Below are 22,199 nucleotides of genomic sequence, written 5' to 3'. Positions count from 1 at the left end.
CTCGACGCGGCGGCGAGCCGCGACCGGTTCGCCCGCTTGCGGTGGGCCCGGCGCCCGGGCCCCAACCGGCTCATCCGTCCGCGGTACTGCTGGACGGGGCGTCCGAGCCGCCACTGGTTCATCCGCCCGCTGCGCTGCCGGACCGGCCCCCTTGCCGCCACCGGTTCGCCCGTCTGCGGTGCTGTTGGGCCCGGCGCCCGGGCCCCACCGGCTCTTCCGCCGGTGGTGCTGCTGGACGGGGTGCCTGAGCCGCCGCTGGTTCGCTCGTCTGCGGTGCGGCTCGACGTGGCGGCGAGCCGCGACCGGTTCACCCGCCCGTCAGCGTCAGCGAGCCGTCCGGCGTCGGCGTCACGCCCACCCCGCCGCTGATCCGGTCGAGCGTCGTCCGCAGCCACGCGCGGTCCGCCCGGGACGCGGGCTCCAGTCGCATCCGGCGCGCCCGCAGCGGCACCATGCGCAGCCCCTCGAGCCGTCCGCTGTCCGCCTCCACCGAGGCGAGGAACACCAGCCGCAGATCGTCGCGGTACTCCTCGTAGCCGGTGATCCCCTCGTAGTCGTCGACGAAGTCGCCGCAGCCGTACAGGATCAGCCGGTTCCGGTACACCTCCAGCGGGCGGGGATGGTGCGAGGAGTGGCCGTGGACGACGTCGACCCCGCCGTCCACCAGGGCGTGCGCGAAACGGACCTGCTCCCGGGGCACGCGGAACCCCCAGTTCGTGCCCCAGTGCACCGACACGACGGTCAGGTCACCGGCCCGGCGGGCCCGCCGGACGTGGCGCAGCACGGAGTCGGCCGCGGCGGGCGAGAGCTCGGGCACGTACGCCACACCGGGCAGGTCCGCCGTCGCCGCCCAGCCGGACGGGATGCCGCTGGAGCGCGCGCCGAGGGCGAGGACCAGCAGCCGGCGGCCACCGGGGAGGGGAACCGCGGCGGGGGCGTACGCCTCCTCGGCGTCACGTCCCGCACCCGCCGTCCGCAGGCCCGCCCGGGCCAGCGCGTCCAGCGTCTCCAGCAGGCCCGGGCGGCCGAAGTCCAGGACGTGGTTGTTGGCGAGGACGGTCACGTCGGGCCGGGCCACGGCCAGGGCCGGCAGGTTCGCCGGGTGCATCCGGTAGTGGATCTCCTTGTCGGGGGCGAAGGTGTCCTGGCACGTCACCGACGTCTCCAGGTTCACGATCCGGGCGTCCGGGGCGGCCTCGTCCAGCACCCGCAGCGCCTCGCCCCACGGCCAGGACGGATCGACGGGCACGGGCACCGGGCCGTGCGCCGACTCCGCCAGCCGGACGTAGGACCGCGCGTCCTCGACGTACGCCTCCCGCAGTGCCGGATCACCGGGGTGCGCCAGGATCTGGTCGACGCCGCGCCCGAGCATCACGTCACCGCACAGGAACAGCGTCACGACGCCGCCGCCCACACCTCCACGGTAGGCGCGCCCCGGCGGGCGGGGTCACGCGTCGACCGTCACCGCACACGACCAACCGTACGGATCCGGCCCGATCCGCAGCTCGTTCCACGCCACCGCCCTCGGCACCGCCCCGGTGATCTCCACGTCCGCGAGGCCGGTGACCGCCAGCCGTACGTCCAGGCCGCCGTCGGCCTCGTCCGCCTCCACGTCCACGGGCACCTGGCCGTACACCTCCAGCCGGAAGATGATCTCGTCCAGCAGCGTGGCGAGCAGGTCGTCGTCGCTGGCCTCGGCGAGCCGCACCCGATCCACGGCGGTCGGACGCACCCCGGAGACGTCCGCGAAGCACTCCACCATCGCCAGGACGGCCTCCGCCAGACAGTGCTCCCGGCACGCCGCCCACGCCTCGATCCGGATGTTCTCCGGATGCGGCACCGCCCGGTGCCCGCACTCGCCCGCCTGCCGTCCCAGCCCGTCGTCACCCCTGTCACCGCCCATGAACATCGCCTGCCCGGGGCCGGCACACCCATGCAGCGACCGGCCCGGCGGGTGGTCAGACGGGCTCGTCGGCGAGGTACGGCGGCGCCGGGTCGTACTGGATGTAGCGCCGTACGGCCCGCGCGTGGTCCCGGCCGTGCAGCCGCCCGACCAGCCACAGCGCGCTGTCGATGCCGGCCGAGACGCCCTGGCTGGTGACCAGGTCGCCGTCCACGACGTAGCGGGCGTCCCGGACGACGGTCACGTCGCCGCGCGCCTCGAGCCTGTCCTCCTGGCTCCAGTGCGTGGCCACCCGCCGTCCGCGCGCGGGACCCGCCGCGTGCAGCAGGAACGTGCCGGTGCACACGCCGTGCACCCATGCGGCACGCTCCGCCGTCTCCCTGATCCAGTCGGTGACCACCGGGTTGTGCACCTGGACCTCGCGCGCGCCCCGGCCACCCGGTACGTGCAGCACGTCGAGGGGCGGATGGTCGTCGAGGGTGTGGTCGGGCAGGACGCGCATGCCCTTGTTGCAGCGCACGGGCCCGGGGTGCTCGGCGACGATCACGGCCGAGTCGGCGCCCTCGCGGAGCCGGGCGGAGACGGTGAAGACCTCCCAGGGCCCCACGAAGTCCAGCTCCTCGGCTTCCTCGAAGACCAGCAGACCGTAGGTCGTCATACGGGTTCCCCCTTCTGTGGGACGTGGTGGGCGACGGCGGCCTCCGCCGTGGAGCGGAAGCGGGCGCGGTAGTCGGACGGCGCGACGCCGAGCCGGCGGTGGAACGTGCGGCGCAGGGTCTCCGCGGTGGTGAAGCCGTAGCGGCGGGCGATGGCCTCGACCGGTTCGTCGCCCTCGGTGAGGGCACGCTGGGCCGCCTCGACGCGCACCCGCTCGACGTACGCGGCGGGCGGCACGCCCAGTTCGGCGGTGAAACGGCGCTGGAGGTGCCGAGGGCTCAGCCCGGCGTGCGCGGCGAGGCCGGCGATGTCGTGCCGGGCGCCCGGATCGGCGTGGATCGCGGTGACGGCGGCCCGCACCGGGTCCGTCGCCGGCTGCCGCGACCACAGCGCCACGCTGAACTGCGACTGGCCGCCCGGCCGCCGCAGGAACAGCACCAGCCGGCGGGCCACGGCGTGCGCGACGTCCCGGCCCAGATCGTCCTCCACCAGGGCGAGCGCCAGGTCCATGCCGGCCGTCACACCGGCCGACGTCCACACCGGCCCGTCCCGGACGAAGATCGGCTCGCAGTCCACACGCACCTCGGGGTGCTCCCGGGCCAACTGCTCCTCGCGGGCCCAGTGCGTGGTGACCCGGCGCCCGTCCAGCAGCCCCGCCGCCGCCAGCAGGAACACCCCGCTGCACACCGAGGCCACGCGCCGGGCACCGGCCGCCGCGGCGGCGATCCAGGACACCAGCGCCTCGTCCTGCCGGGCCTGGTCGACACCCCGGCCGCCGACCACCACGAGCGTGTCGATCCCGGCCGGTCCGAGGTCCGCCACACCGTGCCCGGCATGCACGAGCAGCCCGCTGACCGACCTGACCGGTCCGGCCCGGGGCGCCACGACCTCGCAGACGTAGGTGTCGCCCGCGCTGTGGAACACCTCGTGCGGGCCGGTGAGGTCGAGCGGCTGGAAGCCGTCGAAGACGACGAAGACGATACGGCGGGACATCACGTCCTCCACGCTCCTCCGGCGCGGGGCATGGCGTCAACGACACCCACCCCACGAATCGCGCCATGCGGGAGGCCAGACGGGACGACCGCCCCAGGGTGGGTAGGCGGGCGGCAGGACGAGGGAACCGGGGGAGAGGAGGCCTGTCGATGATTTCCCAGACGGTCACCGTGCCCGCCGGTGGCGCGGCGCTCACCGGCGATCTGGACGTGCCGCCGGCCGCCCGCGCCGTCGTGCTGTTCGCGCACGGCAGCGGCAGCTCCCGGCACAGCCCCCGCAACCGCGAGGTCGCCGCCGGCCTGCGCACCGCCGGACTCGGCACCCTGCTGATCGACCTGCTCACCGAGGAGGAGGAACGGCTGGACATCCGCACCGCCGAACTCCGCTTCGACATCCCCCTGTTGGGCCGCCGGCTGGTGGCCGCCATCGACTGGCTGGCGCAGTCGCCCGGCACCCAGGGCCTGCCGGTCGTCCTGTTCGGCGCCAGCACCGGCGCGGGCGCGGCCCTGGTGGCCGCGGCCGAACGCCCCGACCGGGTGCCGGCCGTCGTCTCGCGCGGCGGGCGGCCCGACCTGGCCGGCGACGCCCTGGACACCGTCCGGGCTCCGGTACTGCTGATCGTGGGCGGCCGGGACCAGCACGTGCTGCGGCTCAACGAGGAAGCGGCCCGGCGGCTGCACGTGCCGCACACCCTCCACGTGGTGCCCGGCGCCACGCACCTGTTCGAGGAGCCGGGCGCACTCGACCAGGTCACCGACGTGGTCCGGCAGTGGTGCCACGACCAGCTGCGGACCGCGGCGGGCTGACGGCGGCCCGCGTCAGCCGCCCACCGGCAGGTCGATGCGCAACCGGGCGCCCTGCCGCAGCAGTTCCCGCTGCACGAGCCGGTACGGCACCCCGCGGGGCCCGTGCCCGTGCCGCACGGTCAGCGCGGCGCACACGCCCGCCGCCTGTCCGGTCGCCATCGCGATCGGCATGACCCGGTACGACGAGTGCGCCACGTGCGTCCCCGAGATGCAGCGGCCCGCCACCAGCAGCCGCTCGGTGCCCTGGGGCACGAGACAGCGCAGCGGGATGTCGTAGAAGCTGCCCGGGGGCACCCGCTTCAGGACCGTTCCGGAGCCGCGCGGGTTGTGGATGTCGACCGGGTAGGCGCCGTGCGCGACGACGTCCGGGAAGCGCCGGGCGGCCAGGATGTCGTGGCCGGTGAGGTGGTAGTCGCCGACGACGCGCCGGGTCTCCCGGACGCCGACGTGCGTACCGCTCTGCACCACGTACGACTCCTCGAAACCGGGCACGCGGGTGCGCAGGAAGCGGTCGATCTCCGCGAGCTGGCGCCGGGCGGTGTACTCGGCCCGGGTCAGGTCCCACACGCTGGTGCCGAGCACCCTGGTCACGCGGGTGCTGTTGACGCTGACCTCGCGCGGATGCGGCGTCGCGAAGAACAGGATGTCCTCGCGCGGCAGCCGCAGATCACCGTCAGCCCGGGCCTCCTCGACCAGGTCCCACAGGCCGTGCACCCCGCGCCACTGGTCGGGGTGCTCCCGCACGTACTCCGCGAAGTCCGGCCGGGCGAAGTCCGCGACCCGGAACATCAGCGTCATCGGCTGCACCAGCCCGTCCTCCGGCCGGCCGATCTCGTACGGCGCCCCGCAGGCCGCCGCGACGTCGCCGTCGCCCGTGCCGTCCACGACCACGTCGGCATCGATCACCACCGGCCCGGACTTGGTCTCGAACACCACCCGCCAGCCGTCGTCGAGGCGCAGTGCCGTGGAGGCGAAGGCGTGGAACAGCATCCGCACGCCCGCCTCGTCCGTCATGTCGAGCAGGACCAGCTTGAAGAGCTCCGGGTCGAAGGGGACCGTGTACCCGGTCCTCGGGGAGGGCTTCAGACAGCCGCCGCGCCCCATGAGCCGGTCCAGCAGCCGCCACAGCACGCCCTGGACGACGGGCTCGCCCTCGCCGTGGTCGGTGGGCAGCAGCCGGGCTTCCTCACCGGACTCGGTGAACGTGGCCTGCTTGTGCTCGTTGTGGAACGACATCAGCGGCATGACCAGCGCCGCGGTCGCGTTGCCGCCGAGGAACCCGTAGCGCTCCACCAGGACGACCTCGGCCCCGGCGTCGGCCGCCGCGACCGCCGCCGCGAAACCGGCCGGGCCGCCGCCGACCACCAGGACCTCCGTCCGGCCGCCGTGCCGGGCGGGACGTGCGGGCAGGGTGACCGTGCGGGGCTCGCGCGGCTCTTGAAGGATCGGCATCGAAGTCCTCCCGCGGGCGGGGCCTCGGCGGCGTCGGCGTCACACGCCCAGCGGGCGGGGTTCGGCAGTGGGCGCGGGCGGTGGTTCCGCCTCCGTGTCCAGGAGGGCAGTGGTGCCGATGGCCGGCTCCGTCCCGCCGTCGACCTCGTCCAGCAGCACTCCGCAGCGGGCGCAGGTCTCCCGGGCCTGCGCGGACAGCTCCCGGACGCGGGAGTGCAGCTCCTCCCGGCGCTCCGGGTACTCGTCCCACAGCCGGTCCACCTCCGCCAGCAGCAGCCCGGCCTGCTCCCGCGCCACGCCCACCAGGGCCGGAGCCCCCATCCGGCGTGCGAAGTCGAAGACCTTGCCGGAGTAGGGGAGCGGCAGCACCGGCAGTCCGGAGAGCGCCGCGAAGATCACGAAGTGCAGGCGCATGCCGACCGCCAGGTCCAGATGGCGCATGAAGCCGAGGACCTGTCCCGGGCTGTACGAGCCGTGCAGGATCCGCCCCTGGTCGGGAGCGGTCATGTGGGACAGCACGGCGTGCGCGTGCCGCACGTCGTGCCGCTCCATCGGCAGGAACACCACGTGCGCGTCCAGCCGGCGGACGAGGAAGTCGGCGACGTCGGCGAGCAGCGCGTGGTAGTCGCCCTCGTCCAGCTTCTCGGCCGCCCGGCCCGGCTCCCGCACCGACATTCCCACCAGACGCGAGTCGGTGGGCACGCCCTCGTGGCGCATCATCTCGTCGGTGAACGGCTCCGGCTCCAGCAGCAGTGCCGGGTCGGCGGTGACGACGACGTCGCGTTCGACACCCACCTCCTCCAGCACCAGCTTGGACTCCTCGTCCCGCACCACGACGTCGTCCATGTCCGCCAGCACCGTGCGCACGGCCTCCCGGTCGTCGGGCTCGCGCAGCGGGCCGGCGCCGATGGCGTAGGCGAAGGTGCGGATGCCACGCTCCTGCGCCGCCCGGACCAGGCGCAGATAGCGGCGCGCCTCGCCGTCGAAGAGGAGCCCGCCGCCGCCCAGGACCAGCAGATCCAGTGAGGCCAGCGCGTCCAGGACCTGATGGCGGCTGACGCCCTCCCAGTCCACCACCTCGTCGGCGCCCGGGTGATGGGCCCGGGTGTGCTCGGCGTTCCGGCTGAAGACGACCAGCCGGGCCTCGGGCCGCTGGGCGCGCAGGCAGCGCAGGACACACGTCAGGATCGACTCGTCGCCGATGTTGAAGCCGCCGTACGAACCGAGCACGCCGATGCGCGGGCCCGGCCGGGCGGGCTGCGGATGAGAAGGGGCAGTGGTCATCCGGGTGCTCCCGTCGCGTCGGAGTCTGCCTCAGTGCCTGGTGCGCCGGTCGTGCGGGGAGAGCCGAGCCCGTGCGTACGGTTCGCGCCCGTGCGCACGGTCCCGGGTTGCCTGCGCCGCAGGGCCGGAAACACCCCGCGTTCCGAGTGTGACGGAGGTCCGGAAGGTGTGCATTGTCCGGTGGGCAGCGGGTACGCGGGAGCCGGACCGGCCGGGGGCCCTCTCCGTGCGGGAAGCAGAGGTGACCGTCATGCGGTTCCGTGATCGCCGACAGGCCGGCGGGGAACTGGCCGAAAGACTGCGCACCCGGCAGAGCGAGGGGGCGCTGCCCGATCCCCTCGTCCTCGCCCTGCCCCGCGGCGGGGTCGCCGTGGCGCGCGAGGTCGCCCGGGCGCTGGACGCCCCGCTCGACGTGCTCGTCGTACGGAAGATCGGGGCGCCTTTCCAGGAGGAGCTCGGCGTCGGCGCGATGGCCGGGGACGAGGTGCCGCTCCTCGACGAGGACGCCATGCGTCACCTGGGGCTGCGCGAGGCCGCCCTCGCGCCCGTCATCGAGCGTGAGCGCGCGGAGCTGCGCCGCCGCGAGCGGCTGTACCGGCAGGGCCGTCCCGCACCCGACCTGCGCGGACGCACCGTGATCGTGGTCGACGACGGCCTGGCGACCGGTTCCACGGCCCGGGCCGCGCTGCGATTCGTCCGCCGCCAGGCACCCGAACGGGTGGTGGTGGCCGCGCCGGTGTGCTCCCCGGAGGCCGCCGAGCTGATGCGCGCCGAGGCCGACGAGGTGATCTGTCTGCACCAGCCGGCCGCGTTCATGGCCGTGGGCCTCTGGTACGAGAACTTCGACCAGCTGACGGACCAGGACGTCCTGGAGGCGCTGCACGCGCAGTTGTGACCAATTGCTCACCTTTCAGGTGTGGCGGAAACCAGCCAGGTCGGACAACGATGTCCCATCCCCACACCTGCAACAGGAGCATCACCAGTGAACGTCTCGCTCTCCGTATGGCTGCTGACCGTGGCAGTGCTGTGTGTGCTCGTCGCCGTCGACTTCTTCGTCGGCCGCAAGCCGCACGACGTGTCCGTCAAGGAAGCCGGGACCTGGACGGTGGTGTGGATCGTCCTGGCCGTGCTGTTCGGGCTGGGGCTGTGGTACTTCGGTGGGAGCGGGCCCACCGGCGAGTTCTTCGCCGGTTACATCACCGAGAAGTCGCTGAGCGTCGACAACCTCTTCGTGTTCGTCCTGATCATGGGGAAGTTCGCGGTGCCCTCGCAGTACCAGCAGCGGGTGCTGATGGTCGGCGTCCTGATGGCCCTGGTGCTGCGGGCGATCTTCATCGCGGCCGGCGCGGCGATCATCTCCGCCTTCTCCTGGGTGTTCTACATCTTCGGCGCGTTCCTGATCTGGACCGCCTGGAAGCTGGTCCAGGACGCCCGCAAGGAGGAGCACGAGGAGGAGTACCAGGAGAACAAGCTGCTGAAGATGGCGGAGGAGCGGTTCGGGGTGGCCGACCGCTACCACGGCACGAAGCTGTTCATCACCGAGAACGGCAAGCGGATCATGACCCCGATGCTGGTCGTGATGCTCGCGATCGGCTCCACCGACGTGCTGTTCGCGCTCGACTCCATCCCCGCGATCTACGGCCTGACGCAGGACCCGTACATCGTGTTCACCGCGAACGCGTTCGCCCTGATGGGTCTGCGGCAGCTGTACTTCCTCATCGGCGGCCTGCTGAAGAAGCTGGTCCACCTCTCCTACGGACTGTCGATCATCCTCGGCTTCATCGGCGTCAAGCTGGTGCTGCACGCCCTGCACGAGTCGGGCGTGCACGTCCCCGAGATCAGCATCCCCTTCTCGCTCGGCTTCATCGTGCTGGTGCTGGCCGCCACGACGGTCACCAGCCTGCGCGCCTCGAAGAAGCGGGAGGCCGAGGAGGCCGAGGAGGACAAGCGGCGCGCCGCCGGGTCCCGGTAGGTTCTCCCGCCGGGGCGTCGGACGGTCGCGTCAGACGACGCCGTCCGCGCGCAGGGCCGACACCTCCTCGTCGCTGCGGCCCAGCTCGGCGAGGATCGCCCCGGTGTGCTCGCCGACCGCCGGTACGGGGTCCATCCGGGCGGGCAGGCCCGCGAGGTCGGCCGGCGGGAGCAGGGCCTGAACCGTGCCGCCCGGCACCCCGACCTCGGTCCAGCGGCCGCGGGCGGCCAGCACCGGGTGGTCCAGGAACGCGGCGACGTCGTTGACCCCGGCACAGGCGATGCCGATGGCCTCCAGGTCCTTGAGGATCTCGTCGGAACCGGTGCGGGCGAAGCGGGCGGCGACGATCGCGTTGAGCTCGTCGCGGTGGGCGACCCGGTCGGAGGCGGTGGCGAACCGCGGGTCGCCGACCAGCTCCGGCCGGCCGAGGAACTCGGCGCACAGGGCCGCCCACTCCCGTTCGTTCTGGATGGAGAACAGCACCTCCTTGCCGTCGGCGGCCTCGTACGTCCCGTACGGCGCGATGGTGGCGTGCTGGGTGCCGAGGCGCGGGGGCTGGGTGCCGCCGTGCCGGGTGTAGTACGCGGGCTGGCCCATCCACTCCGCCAGCGCCTCGAACAGGGACACCTCCACCGGGTGGGCCTCGCCGGTGACGGCGCGGGTGTACAGGGCGGTGAGGATGCCGCTGTAGGCGTACATCCCGGCGGCGATGTCGGCGACGGAGATTCCGGTCCGGGCGGTCCCCTCGGGGGTTCCCGTCAGGGACACCAGCCCGGTCTGGCACTGCACGAGCAGGTCGTACGCCTTGCGGTCGGCCCAGGGGCCGGTCGTGCCCCAGCCGGATATCGTGCACGGGATCAGACCGGGGCGGCGGCCGGTGACGGTGGCGGTGTCCAGACCGAGCCGGCCGGCGGCGCCCGGGGCGAGGTTCTGGACGAACACGTCGGCCCCGTCGAGGAGTTCGTTCAGGATCTCGCGGCCCCGTGGGTCCTTGAGGTCCAGGGTGAGGGACTCCTTGGAGCGGTTGAGCCACACGAAATAGCTGGAGTGGCCGTGCACGGTCGTGTCGTACCGGCGGGCGAAGTCGCCGCCGCCCGGCCGCTCCACCTTGATGACACGGGCGCCGAGGTCGGCGAGCTGCCGGGTGGCGTAGGGCGCGGCCACGGCCTGCTCCAGGCTGACCACCGTGACCCCGGCCAGGGGATACCGCTGCACGCTCATGCCTCATGCTCCTGAACCTCGTACCGTACGGCGCCCGGACAGTCTCTCCCAGCCGGACGGCGGCGGCACGGCCCCGCGTCCGCGATCCGATCCGAACGACAGGTCCTACGGCCGGGCAAGGTGCCGCATCGCCAGCGCCAGTTGCAGCCGGAGGCGGCCCTGCGGGGTGCGCACCGGCCAGCCGAGCAGGTGCTCGGCGTGGGCCAGCCGGTCCTGCAGCGTCGAGTGGTGGACGTTGATCTCGGAGGCGGCCGCCCGCAAGCTCGCCGTGGACGCGACCGCGTGCAGAGTCGCCGACAGCCAGGGCGTGGTCGCCGCGGCCGTCTCCAGGGCACGGACGTCGGGCGGCGGTTCGGCGCCTGGTACGACGAGATCGGCGAGGAGGGCGATGCCGCCCAGTTCCTCGGCGTACACGACTCGCGGCCCGGGGTCCTGCGGGGTGCCCTCGGCGGTGAACCGCAGGGCGGTACGGGCCTCGGTCCACGACCGGGGGAGTTCGAGCACGGGCACGGCAGGTCCGACGCCGAGCCGTCCGACTGCGTCGGCCTGCGTCCCGGCGGGTACGACCCGTGGCCGCTCGTTCAGCGGGGCCAGGGCCCGGGCCGGAACCGAGGTGTCCAGACCGAGACGGCGGGCGGCATGCAGCCGGGCCGCTTCCGGGGCCGTGCCGTCGAGCAGGGTCTCGACCAGCGCGGGATCGTCGGCCGGGGCCCGCCCGCGGGTACGGTCGAGAACGAGCCGCAGGACACCGGCGGCCCGCTCGAGAATCACCGCGTCGACCACGCTGGGGGCGACCCGGGAGGGCCCGGCGCCGCCGACACGGGACGCCACCGCCCCGGCACGGCCGGTGCCGACCGCTTGAGACGCCGCCCCGCGGTCCGCCTTCGAGGCGCCGGACGCCGACCCCGTACGGTCGGTGTCGCCCACGCCGGCTGCCGCCCCGGCGCGGTCCGTTGCCAGGCCACCGGACGCCGGCCCCGTGCGGCCGGTGTCGCCCCCGCGGGGCGCCACCCCGGGTCGGTCCCCGTCCACGGCGTAGGACGCCGCCCCGCCACGGCCGGTGTCGGTGCGGTCCGCTGTCAGGGTGCGAGGCGCCGACCCGCCGAGGTCCGCGTCCACAACGCCGGACGCCACCCCGGCCCGCTCCAGCCAGAGGGTCGCCGTGCCGTCCGGCGACAGCCGCGCGGAGGGCCAGCGGGGGTCCGGTGGCTCATCCGTGTCTCGGCGGACGCCGTCCGGCTCCACACGTACGTGCACGCGGCGTTCGGGGTCCACCAGCCGGGCCGGGCAGCCGGACAGTACGGCGGCAGCGCGTACGAGTGCCTCGACACCGGCCCTGGACTCGGCCAGACGGTCGAAGTAGGCGATGACCCGGACCGCCGCACCGGCATCCGGATCGAGCGCGGTCAGGCGCCCGGCCAGCTCTTTCATAGGCCCATGGTGCGGCATGCGGCCGCCGAGCGGGCCCCCGCGTGCGGGTGGCTGCCCGAGGCTCCGTCGTGGCCGGCGCCGGTGGAAGACCCTCCGGGGACGGTCAGCAGGGCCCGGGCAGGAGCAGGAGGTGAGCCGGGGCGGGTCCCGTACGCGGCCGGCCGGACCCTCGGCCCGTCACGCGCCCAGCAGTCTCCGCAGCCAGTCCACGTGCGCCGCCCGGGCCGACCGGGAGAGCGCCGCCTGGGGTGCGAAGCCGTCGAAACCGTGGAAACCGCCGGGCCAGACGTGCAGCTCGGCCACCCCGCCGGCCTGCCAGATGCGTGACGCGTAGGCGACGACCTCGTCCCGGAAGGTCTCCGCGGAGCCGACGTCGAGGAACGCCGGGGGCAGCCCGGTCAGGTCCTCGGCACGGGCCGGTGCCGCGTACGCCGGTACGTCGGGGCCGCCGCGCCGCGAGCCCAGCAGCGCCGTCCAGCCGGTCTCGTTGGCGGTGCGGTCCCACACCCCGAGGCCCGCCATCTGGTACGTCGACGGCGTGTCGTTGCGGTCGTCGAGCATCGGGCACATCAGGACCTGCCCGACCGGCTGCGGCCCCTTGCGGTCCCGCGTGAGCAGGGCCAGGGCCGCGCACAGCCCACCGCCCGCGCTGCCGCCCGCGATGACGATCCGCTCGGGGTCGGCACCGAGCTCGGCGGCGTGGTCCGCCGTCCACAGCAGACCGGCGTACACGTCCTCGATCTGCGCGGGATACGGATGCTCCGGCGCCAGCCGGTACTCCACCGACACCACCACCGCGTCCAGCGCCTGCGCCCACGCCAGCGGGACGTCCACGCCGACCCGGTTGTTCCCGATGACCAGGCCGCCGCCGTGCACGTGGCAGATGACGGGCCGTGCCAGGGCGGTCGCCGGAACGGTCGGCCGGCAGATCAGCAGCGAGATGTCGGGCTCGCCCTGCGGCCCGGGCACCTGCCGGTCCTCCACCTCGAACGTCCCGCCCATCGTCAGGTCCAGATCGGCCAGCAGCTGGATGCCCGGGCCCTGGCGCACCTCGGCGATCTCGTCCAGGGTGAGACCCGGGCTGATCATGTCCTTGATCAGCTCCAGGGCTGCGGCGAGTTCCGGGTCGAACGGGGGCGGAACGTGTGTCATGACGTCTCCTCACGCGAGGTCGCGGCGGCTCGTGCGGCCATGGTCGGTCCCGCCGCGCCGGACCCGGGCGCCGCCGTCCGGCGGAACCTCGCCGCCGTCCGGCGGGTGGCGCCCCGGTGGCGGGCGAGGGCCACGGCCGTGAGCGCCGCGACCAGCGCGCACACCCCGGGCCACCCGAAGCGGCCGTACGCTCGCGTGCCCAGCCACGAGCCGACGGCGCCACCAAGATACGCGCAGGTCATGTAGGCGGTGGTGAGCCGGCTGCGCACCTCGGCGCGCAGCGCCTGGATCCGCACCGTGTTGGCGACCATCCCGGACTGCATGCCGACGTCGAGCAGCAGCGTGCCCACGACCAGGGCCGTCATCCCCGCCACGCCGCCGAGACCGCCCAGCGCCAGCACCGCGGCCGAGGCGCCCACCACCAGGAAGCACACCCGGTTGACCGCGTCCGGCCCCCGCCGGTCGACCTGGCGGCCCGCGACCGGCGTGCACACCATGGTGACTGCGTTGACCAGGGCGAGCAGTCCCACGGCCCCCGCACCCATGCCGTATGCCGGGCCGGTGAGCAGCAGGGCCACACCGGTCCACACCGCGGAGAAACCGGCGAACACCAGGGCCTGGTACAGGCAGGAGCGGCGCAGACCGGGTTCGGTGCGCAGCAGCCGCAGCGGCTCGGCCAGGAGCGCGACACAGCCCTGGGAGGAGGGCGGGGACGTTCGCGGAAGCAGGCGCGCCGACAGCGCGGCCACCGCCAGGGACAGCACGGCGGCCAGGACGTACGGTGCCCGCCAGCCGAGCAGGTCGCCGAGCGCGCCGCCGACGGTGCGCGACAGCAGCATGCCCGCGAGGGAGCCGCTCAGCAGGGTGCCGCCGGTCACGCCGCGCCGCTCCTCTGATACCAGACCGGCCGCCAGCGGCCCGGCGAGCGGGGCCGCCACCGTCGTCACCCCCACCAGGGCACTGGCGACGACCAGCGGCACCAGCCCCGGCGCGGCACTCGCCGCGAACAGCCCGAGGCCGGTGAGCGTGAGGAGGGTGACCAGCAGCGGGCGGTACGGGAGGCGGTCACCGAGCGGGACGAGAAGACAGATCCCGGCCGCGTAGCCGAACTGCGTCGCGGTGACGACGCCGGCGGCCGCGTCGGGCGAGACGTGCAGCCCGGACGCGATCAGCGGGCTGAGGGCCTGCGGGAAGTAGACATTGCCCACGGCCGCGCCGCAGACGAGCGCCAGGGCCAGGATCACCCGGGGACTCGCGCCGGGGTGCGCGGTAGGCTGCCGTTGATCGTGATCCGTCATGGGCCGAAGTCCACGCCATGGCAGGGCGGTTGCCAAAGGATGTAGCGGGGGCCTTAATGATCAGCTTCCGGCTCGACGCCGAGGACCTCGCCGACACCCGCTTCGCGATCTCGCCCCTGCGTGAGGTGATGGGCAGCCTGCGCGCCCTGCGTGCCCCCGCCCTCTATCCCCTGCACGTCCGGTGGCGCGCCGCCGTGCTCCGGAAGCTCGACCCGGCCGACGCGCGGCTGCTCGCGGCCCTGGTGGGGGACACCCTGGCCCTGCCCGACTTCCTGACCCCCAGACCGGCGTCCTTCGCGCCCACCCTCGACGAGCAGCTGACCGTCGTACGCGCCACCCCCGCGCCGACCGTCCGCCGTGACCTGCTCGCGGCCCACGCGCCGAGGCCCCTGCCGCCTGCCCTGCGGGCGGTCACCTCTCCCGGTGACGCTCCCGTCGCGGAGCTGGTGGAGGAGCTGTGCGAACTCCTGCGGTGCTACTGGGAGTCGGCGCTGCTGCCGTACTGGCCACGGATGCGGCTCGTGCTGGAGGCCGACATCACGCACCGGGCACGGCAGCTGGCCACCGGCGGTGCCCGGCTGCTCTTCGCCGACCTGCACCGCAACCTGCGCTGGGACGACGGTGTCCTGCACGTCGACCGGATGCGCGGCCGCCACCACGTGGACGGCTCCGGACGCGGCCTGCGCCTGGTGCCGTCCCTGTTCGCGCACCAGCCGGCGCCCCCGGTCAGCGCCGCGGAACCGCCGATGCTCGCCTACCCCGGCCGGGGCGCCGCCACCCTGTGGGAACCGGAGCCCGAGCCCGGCGCCCCCGCCCTGGCGGCCCTGCTCGGCGCGCCCCGCAGCACGCTGCTGCGGCTGCTGGCCGAGCCCCTGCCGACGGTGGAGCTGGCCCGGCGCCTCGGTGTGACCCCGAGCGCCGTGTCCCAGCATCTGCGCGTCCTGCACGGGACGGGCCTGGTCACCCGCACCCGCGACGGCCGCCGCGTCCTCTACCGGCGCAGCCCGCTGGGGGAGCAGCTGGCACAGCACGGCAGGGCCTGAGCCTCAGCGGTTCGCCGTGCCCGACTGAGCCGGAGCCGACCCCGACGGGGGCCTGCTGCGCGAGACGACGCGCAGGCCGCAGCCGTCGACGACCCGGACCTGGAGCGAGCCGCATCCGCAGCGCGTCCATTCCGTGCGGCCCGTCGCGGTGGCGTGCCGGGACAGCACCTGGAACGGCTCGCCGCCGTCCGGCCAGCCGCAGTGCGGGCAGACGGTGCCGGTGGTGCAGGTCATGTCTCTGACTCCTCGTACGTCATGGCTGGTTGACCGTCGTGACACAGCCAGGGTGCGCCGGAGCCTCCGTACACGTCCAGGTTGACTTTGTGGAGTGCATTGTGAAGCGTGGACTTCATGATTGACCTGCGCCGACTGCATGTCCTGAGGGCGGTCGCCCACTACGGCACGGTCACCGCGGCCGCCCGAGCCCTGCACTTCACCCCGTCCGCCGCCTCCCAGCAGATCCGGCAGCTCGCCCGTGACCTGGGTGTCGACCTGCTGGAGCCGCAGGGGCGCGGGGTCCGGCTGACTCCGGCCGCCGAGAGCCTGCTCGCGCACGCCGACGCCATCCAGGCCCGCTGGGACCAGGCGGAACTCGATCTGCGGGCGGATCACGGGGCGCCGTCCGGGGTGCTGCGGGTGACGGGCTTCCCCGTGGCCGTCTCGGTGCTGCTGGCGCCGATGGCGGCCCGGCTGGGGGAGCGGCACCCGCGGCTGTCCGTGCGGATCACCGAGGCGGGCGTCCCGGAGAGCTTCGACCTCCTCTTCGAGGGTGACATCGACCTGGCGATCGTCGAGTCGACCCCGCACAACCCCCCGCTGAGCGACACGCGGTTCGACCAGCAGCCGTTGCTCGACGACCCGTTCGACCTGGTCGTCCCCGACGGGCACCGGCTGGCCGGACGGGCCCGGGTCGATCTCGCCGAGGCGGCACACGAGGCGTGGATCGCACCGGTGGAGGAGAGCGCCTGCCGCCCGCACGTCCTGTCCGCCTGCGGGGCGGCCGGTTTCACCCCCGACGTCGTCCATCACGCCCTCGACTGGAACGTCGCCGCCCACCTCGTCGCCCACCGGCTCGGCGTCGCCCTCGTCCCGCGCCTCGCCCATCTGACGCCGCACCTGCCGATCACCCGGGTCCGCTGCGAAGGCAACCCCCACCGCAAGCTCCTGACCTGCACCCGCGGCGGCGGCCACGCCCGCCCGGCGGTGGCGACGGCCCTGCGGGAACTACGAGAACTGGCTGCCACGGCCGTCGCCTGAAACGCTGGGCGGCTCAGGGGCGCGGGGAACCGCGCGAACAGCCCCCACGCACCCGCGGACGGCAATGGTCAGGCACCGGGCGCCCCCACTCGCAGCGCGTCCATGACGAGGTCCAGCAGGCGGTTGGCGCGTGGTTGCCAGTCCGTGTGGGGGGCGATCGTCCAGAGACCGCCGACGGCGAGGAAGAGGTCGTCCGCGGTGACTCCGGGGCGGATGGTGCCGGCCTTCTCATTGGCGCGCAGGAGGAGTTCGGCCGCCTCGGTCAGCGGCGTGGGGGCCGGCTTCGCCGGCTTTCCCGGCGCGCCGGTGGCCTGCCGGAGGGCGTCGGCCAGACCGGCCTTCGTCATGGCGAACTGCGCGCAGCGGTCCAGCCACTCGCGCAGCGCCCGGTCCGGCTCCCGGCTCTCCAGCAGCGGCGCCGCCGTGTCGGCGACCTGCTGCATCTCGTGCCGGTAGATCTCCATGACGAGCGCCTCACGGCTCGGGAAGTGTCGGTAGAAGGTCCCCTGCCCGACCCCCGCCTTCTTGGCGATCGCGCTCAGTGGGGCGTCCGCCGCACGCGTCAGTTCGACCAGCGCGACCTCCAGGATGCGCTCGCGGTTGCGTTGCGCGTCCGAGCGCAGAGGAGCGTCCTTCTTCTGCGGCACTCGCCCTCCTCGCGGTCCTTGGCCGAAACCCGGCCCTTGTTAAGCGGACAGTTGTCCGTTACGTTTCCGGGTAACGGACAACTGTCCGCTTGCTCCATCGTATCGGCGGGACGTCCGCGCGGACAGCCCGCGACGGCCGCGCCGCAGCAGACCCGCCCCGCATCCTGCACCGTTGCGAACCAGCCCCGCCACCCACGACCCCTGCCGCCTGACCGTGCGACGTGAGAAAGAAGGCTTCCATGCCCCCATCGACGTCCAGCGACCTCACCCTGTCCGTCAACGGCGAGAAGTACACGCTGACCGTCGACCACCGCACCACCCTCCTGGACGCCCTGCGCGAGCGCCTGGACCTGACCGGCACGAAGAAGGGCTGTGACCAGGGGCAGTGCGGCGCCTGTACGGTCCTGGTCGACGGCCGCCGGGCCGTGTCCTGCCTCCAGCTCGCGGTGGCGGCCGAGGGGCGTGAGATCACCACCATCGAGGGCGTGGCCGACGGTGATCAACTGCACCCGGTGCAGCAGGCCTTCCTCGACCTCGACGGTTTCCAGTGCGGTTACTGCACGCCGGGGCAGATCTGCTCGGCCATCGCCCTGATCGAGGAACACGCGGCGGGCTGGCCCAGCGCCGCCACCGACGACATACGGCCCGAGGCGGGACCGCCACCCCTGACGCCGGAGGAGATCCGGGAGCGGATGAGCGGCAACCTGTGCCGCTGCGGCGCGTACGTGTCGATCGTCCAGGCCGTGGCCCGGGCCGCCGAGGCCAAGGGAGCGGCGGCATGAGGGAGTTCGGCTACCAGCGCGCCTACGACGTCTCCGGCGCCGTGGCGCTGCTCGACGGCGACGGGGAAGCCCGTTTCCTGGGCGGCGGCACCAACCTCGTCGACCTGATGAAGACCGGCGTCGAGCGGCCCGCCCGGCTCGTCGACGTCCGCGAACTGCCCCTGAACCGCATCGAGCCGACCGGTGACGGCGGCCTGCGCATCGGTGCGACCGTCACCAACAGTGACCTCGCCGCGCACCCCGAAGTCCGGTCGCACTACCCGGCCTTGGCGCAGGCGGTGCTGGCCGGCGCCTCCGGGCAGCTGCGCAACATGGCCACCGTCGGCGGCAACCTGCTCCAGCGCACGCGCTGCGGCTACTTCGCCGACGTCACCTCGGCCTGCAACAAACGCGACCCCGGCAGCGGCTGCCCCGCCCTCACCGGCGAGCACCACAACCACGCCATCCTCGGAGCCTCCGGCCACTGCGTGGCCACGCACCCCTCCGACATGGGCGTGGCGCTCGCCGCCTTCGACGCCGTCGTGTCCTACGAAACGGCGGACGGGCCGGGGGAGTTGCCGCTCGCCGACTTCTACCTGCCCGTGGGCGAGACCCCGCACCTGGAGACGGCCCTGCCGCCGGGTGCGCTGATCACCGCCGTCACGCTGCCGCCCACCCCGGTCGCCGCCCACTCCCGCTACCGCAAGGTGCGTGAGCGCGCCTCGTACGCCTTCGCCATCGGCTCCATCGCCGCCGCCCTCGACGTCCGGGACGGCCTCGTACAGGACGTCCGCCTGGCCTTCGGGGCGGTCGCGTCCCGCCCCTGGCGGGCCCGCACGGCCGAACGCGCCCTGATCGGGGCCCCGGCCGACGCGGAGAACTTCGCGGCCGCCGCGGACACCGAACTGGCCCACGCCGAACCGCTGCCCCACAACGGATACAAGGTGACCCTGATGCGCAACCTCGTCGTGGCCGTGCTCGGCGAACTCGCCGAGGAGGCCGCCCGATGACCACCGCGACCAAGGGCTCCGTCGGCACGGCGCACACCCGCGTCGAAGGCCGCGACAAGGTCACCGGAGCCGCCCGCTACGCCGCCGAGATCCCCTTCGCCGAACTCGCCCACGGCTGGCTGGTCCTGTCCACCGTCGCCCGTGGCCGCATCCGCGCCCTGGACACCGAGGCGGTACTGCGGATGCCCGGCGTGCTCACCGTGCTCCACCACCACAACGCCCCACGCGTCGACAACGACTACGTCGGCCTGCTGGGCGTGCCGCCGGACCCGAGCGTCGCCCTCTTCCAGAACGACCGGGTCGTCCACATGGGCTGGCCGGTGGCGCTGGTCGTCGCCGAGACGTCCGAGCAGGCCAGGGAGGCCGCCGAGGCCCTCGTCGTGACGTACGACCAGGAGCCGCACGACGTCGCGTTCTCCGCCGAGCGGCAGGCCGAGGCGTATCCGGTCGACGGCCATGCGCCGGGCGTCATGGAGAAGGGCGACCTGGAGGCCCGACTCGCCTCCTCCGCCGTCGTGGTGGACGCGCAGTACACCACTCCGGAGGAGCACCACAACCCGATGGAGCCGCACGCCGCCACGGCCCTGTGGGAGGGCGGCCGGCTGGAGGTCGTCGACTCCAACCAGGGCACCAGCTGGGTCGCCGGCGAGCTCGCGAACCTGTTCTCCCTCGACCCCGCTTCCGTACGGGTGCGCTCCGAGCACGTCGGAGGCGGCTTCGGCAGCAAGGGCGTCCGTGCGCACCAGGTGGCCGCCGTGTTGGCCGCGACCGTCCTGCAGCGCCCGGTCAGGGTCGTCATGACCCGCCGGCAGATGTTCTCACTCGCCGGCTACCGCAGCCCCACGGCCCAGCGGGTCAGGCTCGGCGCCGACGCGGACGGGCGGCTGCGTGCCCTGGAGCACCAGTCCCTGAACATGACCTCGTCCGTGCACGAGTTCGTGGAGCCGAGCGCCGCCGCGAGCCGGGCGATGTACGACGCGGACGCGCATCACACGGCCAGCCGGATCGTGCGGCTCGACGTGCCGACCCCGACCTGGATGCGCGCCCCCGGGGAGGCCCCCGGCTCCTTCGCGCTGGAGTCGGCGCTCGACGAACTCGCCGAGCGCTGCGGCATCGACCCGATCGAGCTGCGCCTGCGCAACGAGCCCGCGGTGGGCCCGGTGTCCGGGCTGCCGTTCAGCAGCCGCAACCTGATCGCCTGCTTCCGGGAAGGCGCCCGCAGGTTCGGCTGGGCCGACCGGGACCCGCGGCCCGGAGTGCGCCGCGACGGCCGCTGGCTGCTCGGCACCGGCACCGCCGCCGCCTCCTTCCCCGCCGGAGCCATGCCCTCCACGGCGGCCGTCACCGCGGAGGCGGACGGCACCTTCACGGTCGGGATCAACGCCGCGGACATCGGCACCGGCGCCCGCACCGCGCTCACGCTGGTCGCCGCCGACGCGCTGGGAGTGCCGACGGATCGCGTCCGCGTGCGCATCGGGGACAGCGACCTCGGTCCGGCGATGATCGCGGGCGGCTCGACGGGCACCCGCTCCTGGGCATGGGCCGTCACGGCCGCCGCCGAGGAGCTGCGGCAGAGCCTCGCGCCGGGCGCCGACATTCCGCCGGAGGGCATCACCGTACGGTCGAACACGGCCGAGGCCATCGGCGCCCTGGCCCAGAAGGAACGACACTCCTTCGGGGCGCAGTTCGCCGAGGTCGCCGTCGACCCGGCCACCGGTGAGGTCCGGGTGCGCCGCATGCTGGGCATCTTCGCGGCCGGCCGGATCGTCAACCCGCTCACCGCCCGCAACCAGCTCGTCGGCGGCATGATCTGGGGCATCTCGATGGCCCTGCACGAGGAAGCCGTCCGGGACCGGGCCACGGGCGGCGTCTACGGCGCCGACCTCGCGGGCTACCACGTCGCCGCGCACGCCGACATCCCGCACGTCGAGGCCGACTGGGTCGACGATCCCGACCCGGACGACCCGGTCGGCATCAAGGGCATCGGCGAGATCGGCATCGTGGGTGCCGCGGCGGCGGTCGCCAACGCCGTGTGGCACGCGACCGGCGTCCGCCACCGGCACCTGCCCATCCGCCCCGACCGTGTCCTGATGGCCGACGGCGATGCTTGACCTCGCCGGGCACCTGCACGCATGGGCCGAGGAGGGCCGGGACTTCGCCGTCGCCACCGTCGTGGCGGTCGGCGGCAGCGCCCCGCGCCCTCCCGGCGCCGCCCTGGCCGTCTCCGCCGACGGCACGGCCATCGGCTCGGTCTCCGGAGGGTGCGTCGAGGGAGCCGTGTACGACCTGTGCCTCCAAGCCCTCCAGGACAGGCAGACCCGCATCGAGCGGTTCGGCTACAGCGACGAGGACGCCTTCGCGGTCGGACTGACCTGCGGCGGAACGATCGACATCATGGTCACCCCGTACGACTCCGGCCGGACGGCCGAGGCCACCGCGCTGTCGGCCGCCGCCGACGGCGAGCCGGTCGCTCTGGCCCGAGTGGTGCACGGCCCGGCCGACCTCCTCGGCCGGGCGGTGCTCGTCCGCCCCGACCGCACCCACGAAGGCGGCCTCGGCGGCCACCCCGACCTGGACCGCACGGCGATCGCCCAGGCCCGCGCCCTGCTGGACGCCGGCCGCACCGGCACGGTCGAGGTCTCGGAGGACGGCTCGCACTGCCCGGGCGGTGTCACCCTGCTCGTCGAGTCGGCCGTCCCGCCGCCGCGCATGATCGTCTTCGGCGCGATCGACTTCGCCGCCGCCCTCGTACGCGCGGGCAAGTTCCTCGGCTACCACGTCACCGTCTGCGACGCCCGCCCCGTCTTCGCCACCCGGGTCCGCTTCCCCGACGCCGACGAGATCGTCGTCGACTGGCCCCACCGCTACCTGGCGGGCACGGACACGGATGCCCGGACCGTACTGTGCGTGCTCACCCACGACGCCAAGTTCGACGTCCCCCTGCTGACCGAAGCCCTGCGGCTGCCCGTCGCCTACGTCGGCGCCATGGGCTCCCGCCGTACCCATGAGGACCGCAACCGGCGGCTTCGGGAAGCGGGCGTGAGCGAGCGCGAGCTGGCCCGGCTCAGGTCACCCATCGGCCTCGACCTGGGCGCCCGCACGCCCGAGGAGACCGCCTTGTCGATCGCGGCCGAGATCGTCGCCGCGAGACACGGCGGCACGGGCCGACCGCTCACCGGTGCGGACACCCCGATCCACCGGGACGAGCGGGCGGCCGGGCCGTTGCCGCAACCGGTCTGAGCGGCGACCTCGCCGACGACATGCCGGAGGGGCCGCGGCCGGCGACGGCCTCGGCCCCTCTGTGGCACCGCA

Annotated in this window: 21 protein-coding genes; 9 read left to right on the top strand and 12 right to left on the bottom strand. The window is 74.1% G+C overall.

Features of this window, described 5'->3' with window-relative positions:
- Positions 1–307: 307 nt before the first annotated feature.
- Genes SCNRRL3882_RS03820 through SCNRRL3882_RS03805 form a run of 4 tightly spaced genes read right to left on the bottom strand, consistent with a single transcriptional unit; the run spans position 308 to position 3,556 of the window.
- Positions 308–1,414 (bottom strand): CapA family protein, encoded by a 1,107-nt coding sequence (locus SCNRRL3882_RS03820; protein WP_029181437.1) that lies wholly within the window; start codon positions 1,412–1,414, stop codon positions 308–310.
- Between the two features lie 33 nt (positions 1,415–1,447).
- Entirely contained in the window at positions 1,448–1,903 is a 456-nt protein-coding gene (locus SCNRRL3882_RS03815) for an archease (protein ID WP_029181438.1), read from the bottom strand.
- Between the two features lie 55 nt (positions 1,904–1,958).
- Positions 1,959–2,561, bottom strand: coding sequence for a DJ-1/PfpI family protein (locus SCNRRL3882_RS03810; RefSeq protein WP_010043698.1), 603 nt, complete (start codon positions 2,559–2,561; stop codon positions 1,959–1,961).
- Positions 2,558–3,556: a GlxA family transcriptional regulator gene (locus tag SCNRRL3882_RS03805; protein WP_086012557.1), complete on the bottom strand. Its 999-nt coding sequence runs from the start codon at positions 3,554–3,556 to the stop codon at positions 2,558–2,560. The genes SCNRRL3882_RS03810 and SCNRRL3882_RS03805 overlap by 4 nt, the downstream gene beginning before the upstream one ends.
- A gap of 146 nt (positions 3,557–3,702) precedes the next feature.
- On the opposite strand from SCNRRL3882_RS03805, the gene SCNRRL3882_RS03800 reads away from it, so the two are divergent.
- Positions 3,703–4,359, top strand: coding sequence for a dienelactone hydrolase family protein (locus tag SCNRRL3882_RS03800; protein WP_010043703.1), 657 nt, complete (start codon positions 3,703–3,705; stop codon positions 4,357–4,359).
- A 12-nt stretch (positions 4,360–4,371) separates the two neighbouring features.
- On the opposite strand, the gene SCNRRL3882_RS03795 is transcribed toward SCNRRL3882_RS03800, so the two are convergent.
- Positions 4,372–5,811 (bottom strand): FAD-dependent oxidoreductase, encoded by a 1,440-nt coding sequence (locus tag SCNRRL3882_RS03795; protein ID WP_010043705.1) that lies wholly within the window; start codon positions 5,809–5,811, stop codon positions 4,372–4,374.
- Positions 5,812–5,850: 39 nt separating this feature from the next.
- Entirely contained in the window at positions 5,851–7,095 is a 1,245-nt protein-coding gene (locus SCNRRL3882_RS03790) for a polysaccharide pyruvyl transferase family protein (protein WP_010043707.1), read from the bottom strand.
- Positions 7,096–7,345: 250 nt separating this feature from the next.
- Between SCNRRL3882_RS03790 and SCNRRL3882_RS03785 the strand changes: the two genes are divergently transcribed.
- Positions 7,346–7,990, top strand: coding sequence for a phosphoribosyltransferase (locus tag SCNRRL3882_RS03785; protein WP_029181439.1), 645 nt, complete (start codon positions 7,346–7,348; stop codon positions 7,988–7,990).
- Between the two features lie 87 nt (positions 7,991–8,077).
- A complete protein-coding gene (locus SCNRRL3882_RS03780) occupies positions 8,078–9,067 on the top strand; it encodes a TerC family protein (protein WP_102514728.1) in 990 nt (329 codons plus the stop codon).
- 30 nt (positions 9,068–9,097) lie between these two features.
- Here the strand turns inward: SCNRRL3882_RS03780 and SCNRRL3882_RS03775 are convergent, their stop codons facing one another.
- The 4 genes from SCNRRL3882_RS03775 to SCNRRL3882_RS03760 all read right to left on the bottom strand — a co-directional run bounded on the left by SCNRRL3882_RS03775 (position 9,098) and on the right by SCNRRL3882_RS03760 (position 14,169).
- Entirely contained in the window at positions 9,098–10,288 is a 1,191-nt protein-coding gene (locus SCNRRL3882_RS03775; RefSeq protein WP_010043720.1) for a CaiB/BaiF CoA transferase family protein, read from the bottom strand.
- A gap of 105 nt (positions 10,289–10,393) precedes the next feature.
- The gene (locus SCNRRL3882_RS42365) at positions 10,394–11,719 is read right to left on the bottom strand and encodes a helix-turn-helix domain-containing protein (protein ID WP_010043721.1); all 1,326 of its coding nucleotides are present in this window, start codon (positions 11,717–11,719) and stop codon (positions 10,394–10,396) included.
- Positions 11,720–11,896: 177 nt separating this feature from the next.
- A complete protein-coding gene (locus tag SCNRRL3882_RS03765; RefSeq protein WP_010043722.1) occupies positions 11,897–12,871 on the bottom strand; it encodes an alpha/beta hydrolase in 975 nt (324 codons plus the stop codon).
- Complete coding sequence (locus tag SCNRRL3882_RS03760; RefSeq protein ID WP_050810284.1) at positions 12,868–14,169, bottom strand: MFS transporter; 1,302 nt, start codon at positions 14,167–14,169, stop codon at positions 12,868–12,870. The genes SCNRRL3882_RS03765 and SCNRRL3882_RS03760 overlap by 4 nt, the downstream gene beginning before the upstream one ends.
- Positions 14,170–14,225: 56 nt before the next feature.
- Between SCNRRL3882_RS03760 and SCNRRL3882_RS03755 the strand changes: the two genes are divergently transcribed.
- The gene (locus SCNRRL3882_RS03755; RefSeq protein WP_010043724.1) at positions 14,226–15,212 is read left to right on the top strand and encodes an ArsR/SmtB family transcription factor; all 987 of its coding nucleotides are present in this window, start codon (positions 14,226–14,228) and stop codon (positions 15,210–15,212) included.
- Positions 15,213–15,215: 3 nt separating this feature from the next.
- Here the strand turns inward: SCNRRL3882_RS03755 and SCNRRL3882_RS03750 are convergent, their stop codons facing one another.
- Positions 15,216–15,446: a hypothetical protein gene (locus SCNRRL3882_RS03750; protein ID WP_010043727.1), complete on the bottom strand. Its 231-nt coding sequence runs from the start codon at positions 15,444–15,446 to the stop codon at positions 15,216–15,218.
- Between the two features lie 117 nt (positions 15,447–15,563).
- On the opposite strand from SCNRRL3882_RS03750, the gene SCNRRL3882_RS03745 reads away from it, so the two are divergent.
- The gene (locus SCNRRL3882_RS03745; RefSeq protein ID WP_040903663.1) at positions 15,564–16,469 is read left to right on the top strand and encodes a LysR family transcriptional regulator; all 906 of its coding nucleotides are present in this window, start codon (positions 15,564–15,566) and stop codon (positions 16,467–16,469) included.
- A 68-nt stretch (positions 16,470–16,537) separates the two neighbouring features.
- On the opposite strand, the gene SCNRRL3882_RS03740 is transcribed toward SCNRRL3882_RS03745, so the two are convergent.
- Positions 16,538–17,116 carry a TetR/AcrR family transcriptional regulator gene (locus SCNRRL3882_RS03740; protein WP_010043732.1) on the bottom strand — a complete coding sequence of 193 codons (579 nt, stop codon included), beginning with the start codon at positions 17,114–17,116 and terminating at the stop codon, positions 16,538–16,540.
- A gap of 239 nt (positions 17,117–17,355) precedes the next feature.
- Between SCNRRL3882_RS03740 and SCNRRL3882_RS03735 the strand changes: the two genes are divergently transcribed.
- The 4 genes from SCNRRL3882_RS03735 to SCNRRL3882_RS03720 are packed head-to-tail and all read left to right on the top strand — an operon-like array spanning position 17,356 to position 22,127.
- Complete coding sequence (locus SCNRRL3882_RS03735; protein ID WP_010043734.1) at positions 17,356–17,898, top strand: (2Fe-2S)-binding protein; 543 nt, start codon at positions 17,356–17,358, stop codon at positions 17,896–17,898.
- Entirely contained in the window at positions 17,895–18,887 is a 993-nt protein-coding gene (locus tag SCNRRL3882_RS03730) for an FAD binding domain-containing protein (protein WP_010043736.1), read from the top strand. Before SCNRRL3882_RS03735 ends, SCNRRL3882_RS03730 begins: the two co-directional genes overlap by 4 nt.
- The gene (locus SCNRRL3882_RS03725; protein WP_010043737.1) at positions 18,884–20,998 is read left to right on the top strand and encodes a xanthine dehydrogenase family protein molybdopterin-binding subunit; all 2,115 of its coding nucleotides are present in this window, start codon (positions 18,884–18,886) and stop codon (positions 20,996–20,998) included. Before SCNRRL3882_RS03730 ends, SCNRRL3882_RS03725 begins: the two co-directional genes overlap by 4 nt.
- Positions 20,991–22,127, top strand: coding sequence for an XdhC family protein (locus SCNRRL3882_RS03720; protein WP_010043740.1), 1,137 nt, complete (start codon positions 20,991–20,993; stop codon positions 22,125–22,127). Before SCNRRL3882_RS03725 ends, SCNRRL3882_RS03720 begins: the two co-directional genes overlap by 8 nt.
- Positions 22,128–22,199 lie beyond the last annotated feature (72 nt).

The organism is Streptomyces chartreusis NRRL 3882, assembly GCF_900236475.1.
Lineage (GTDB): Bacteria > Actinomycetota > Actinomycetes > Streptomycetales > Streptomycetaceae > Streptomyces > Streptomyces chartreusis_D.
The sequence above is the reverse complement of the archived record's forward strand: the minus strand, read 5'-3'. Positions and strand labels throughout refer to the sequence as shown.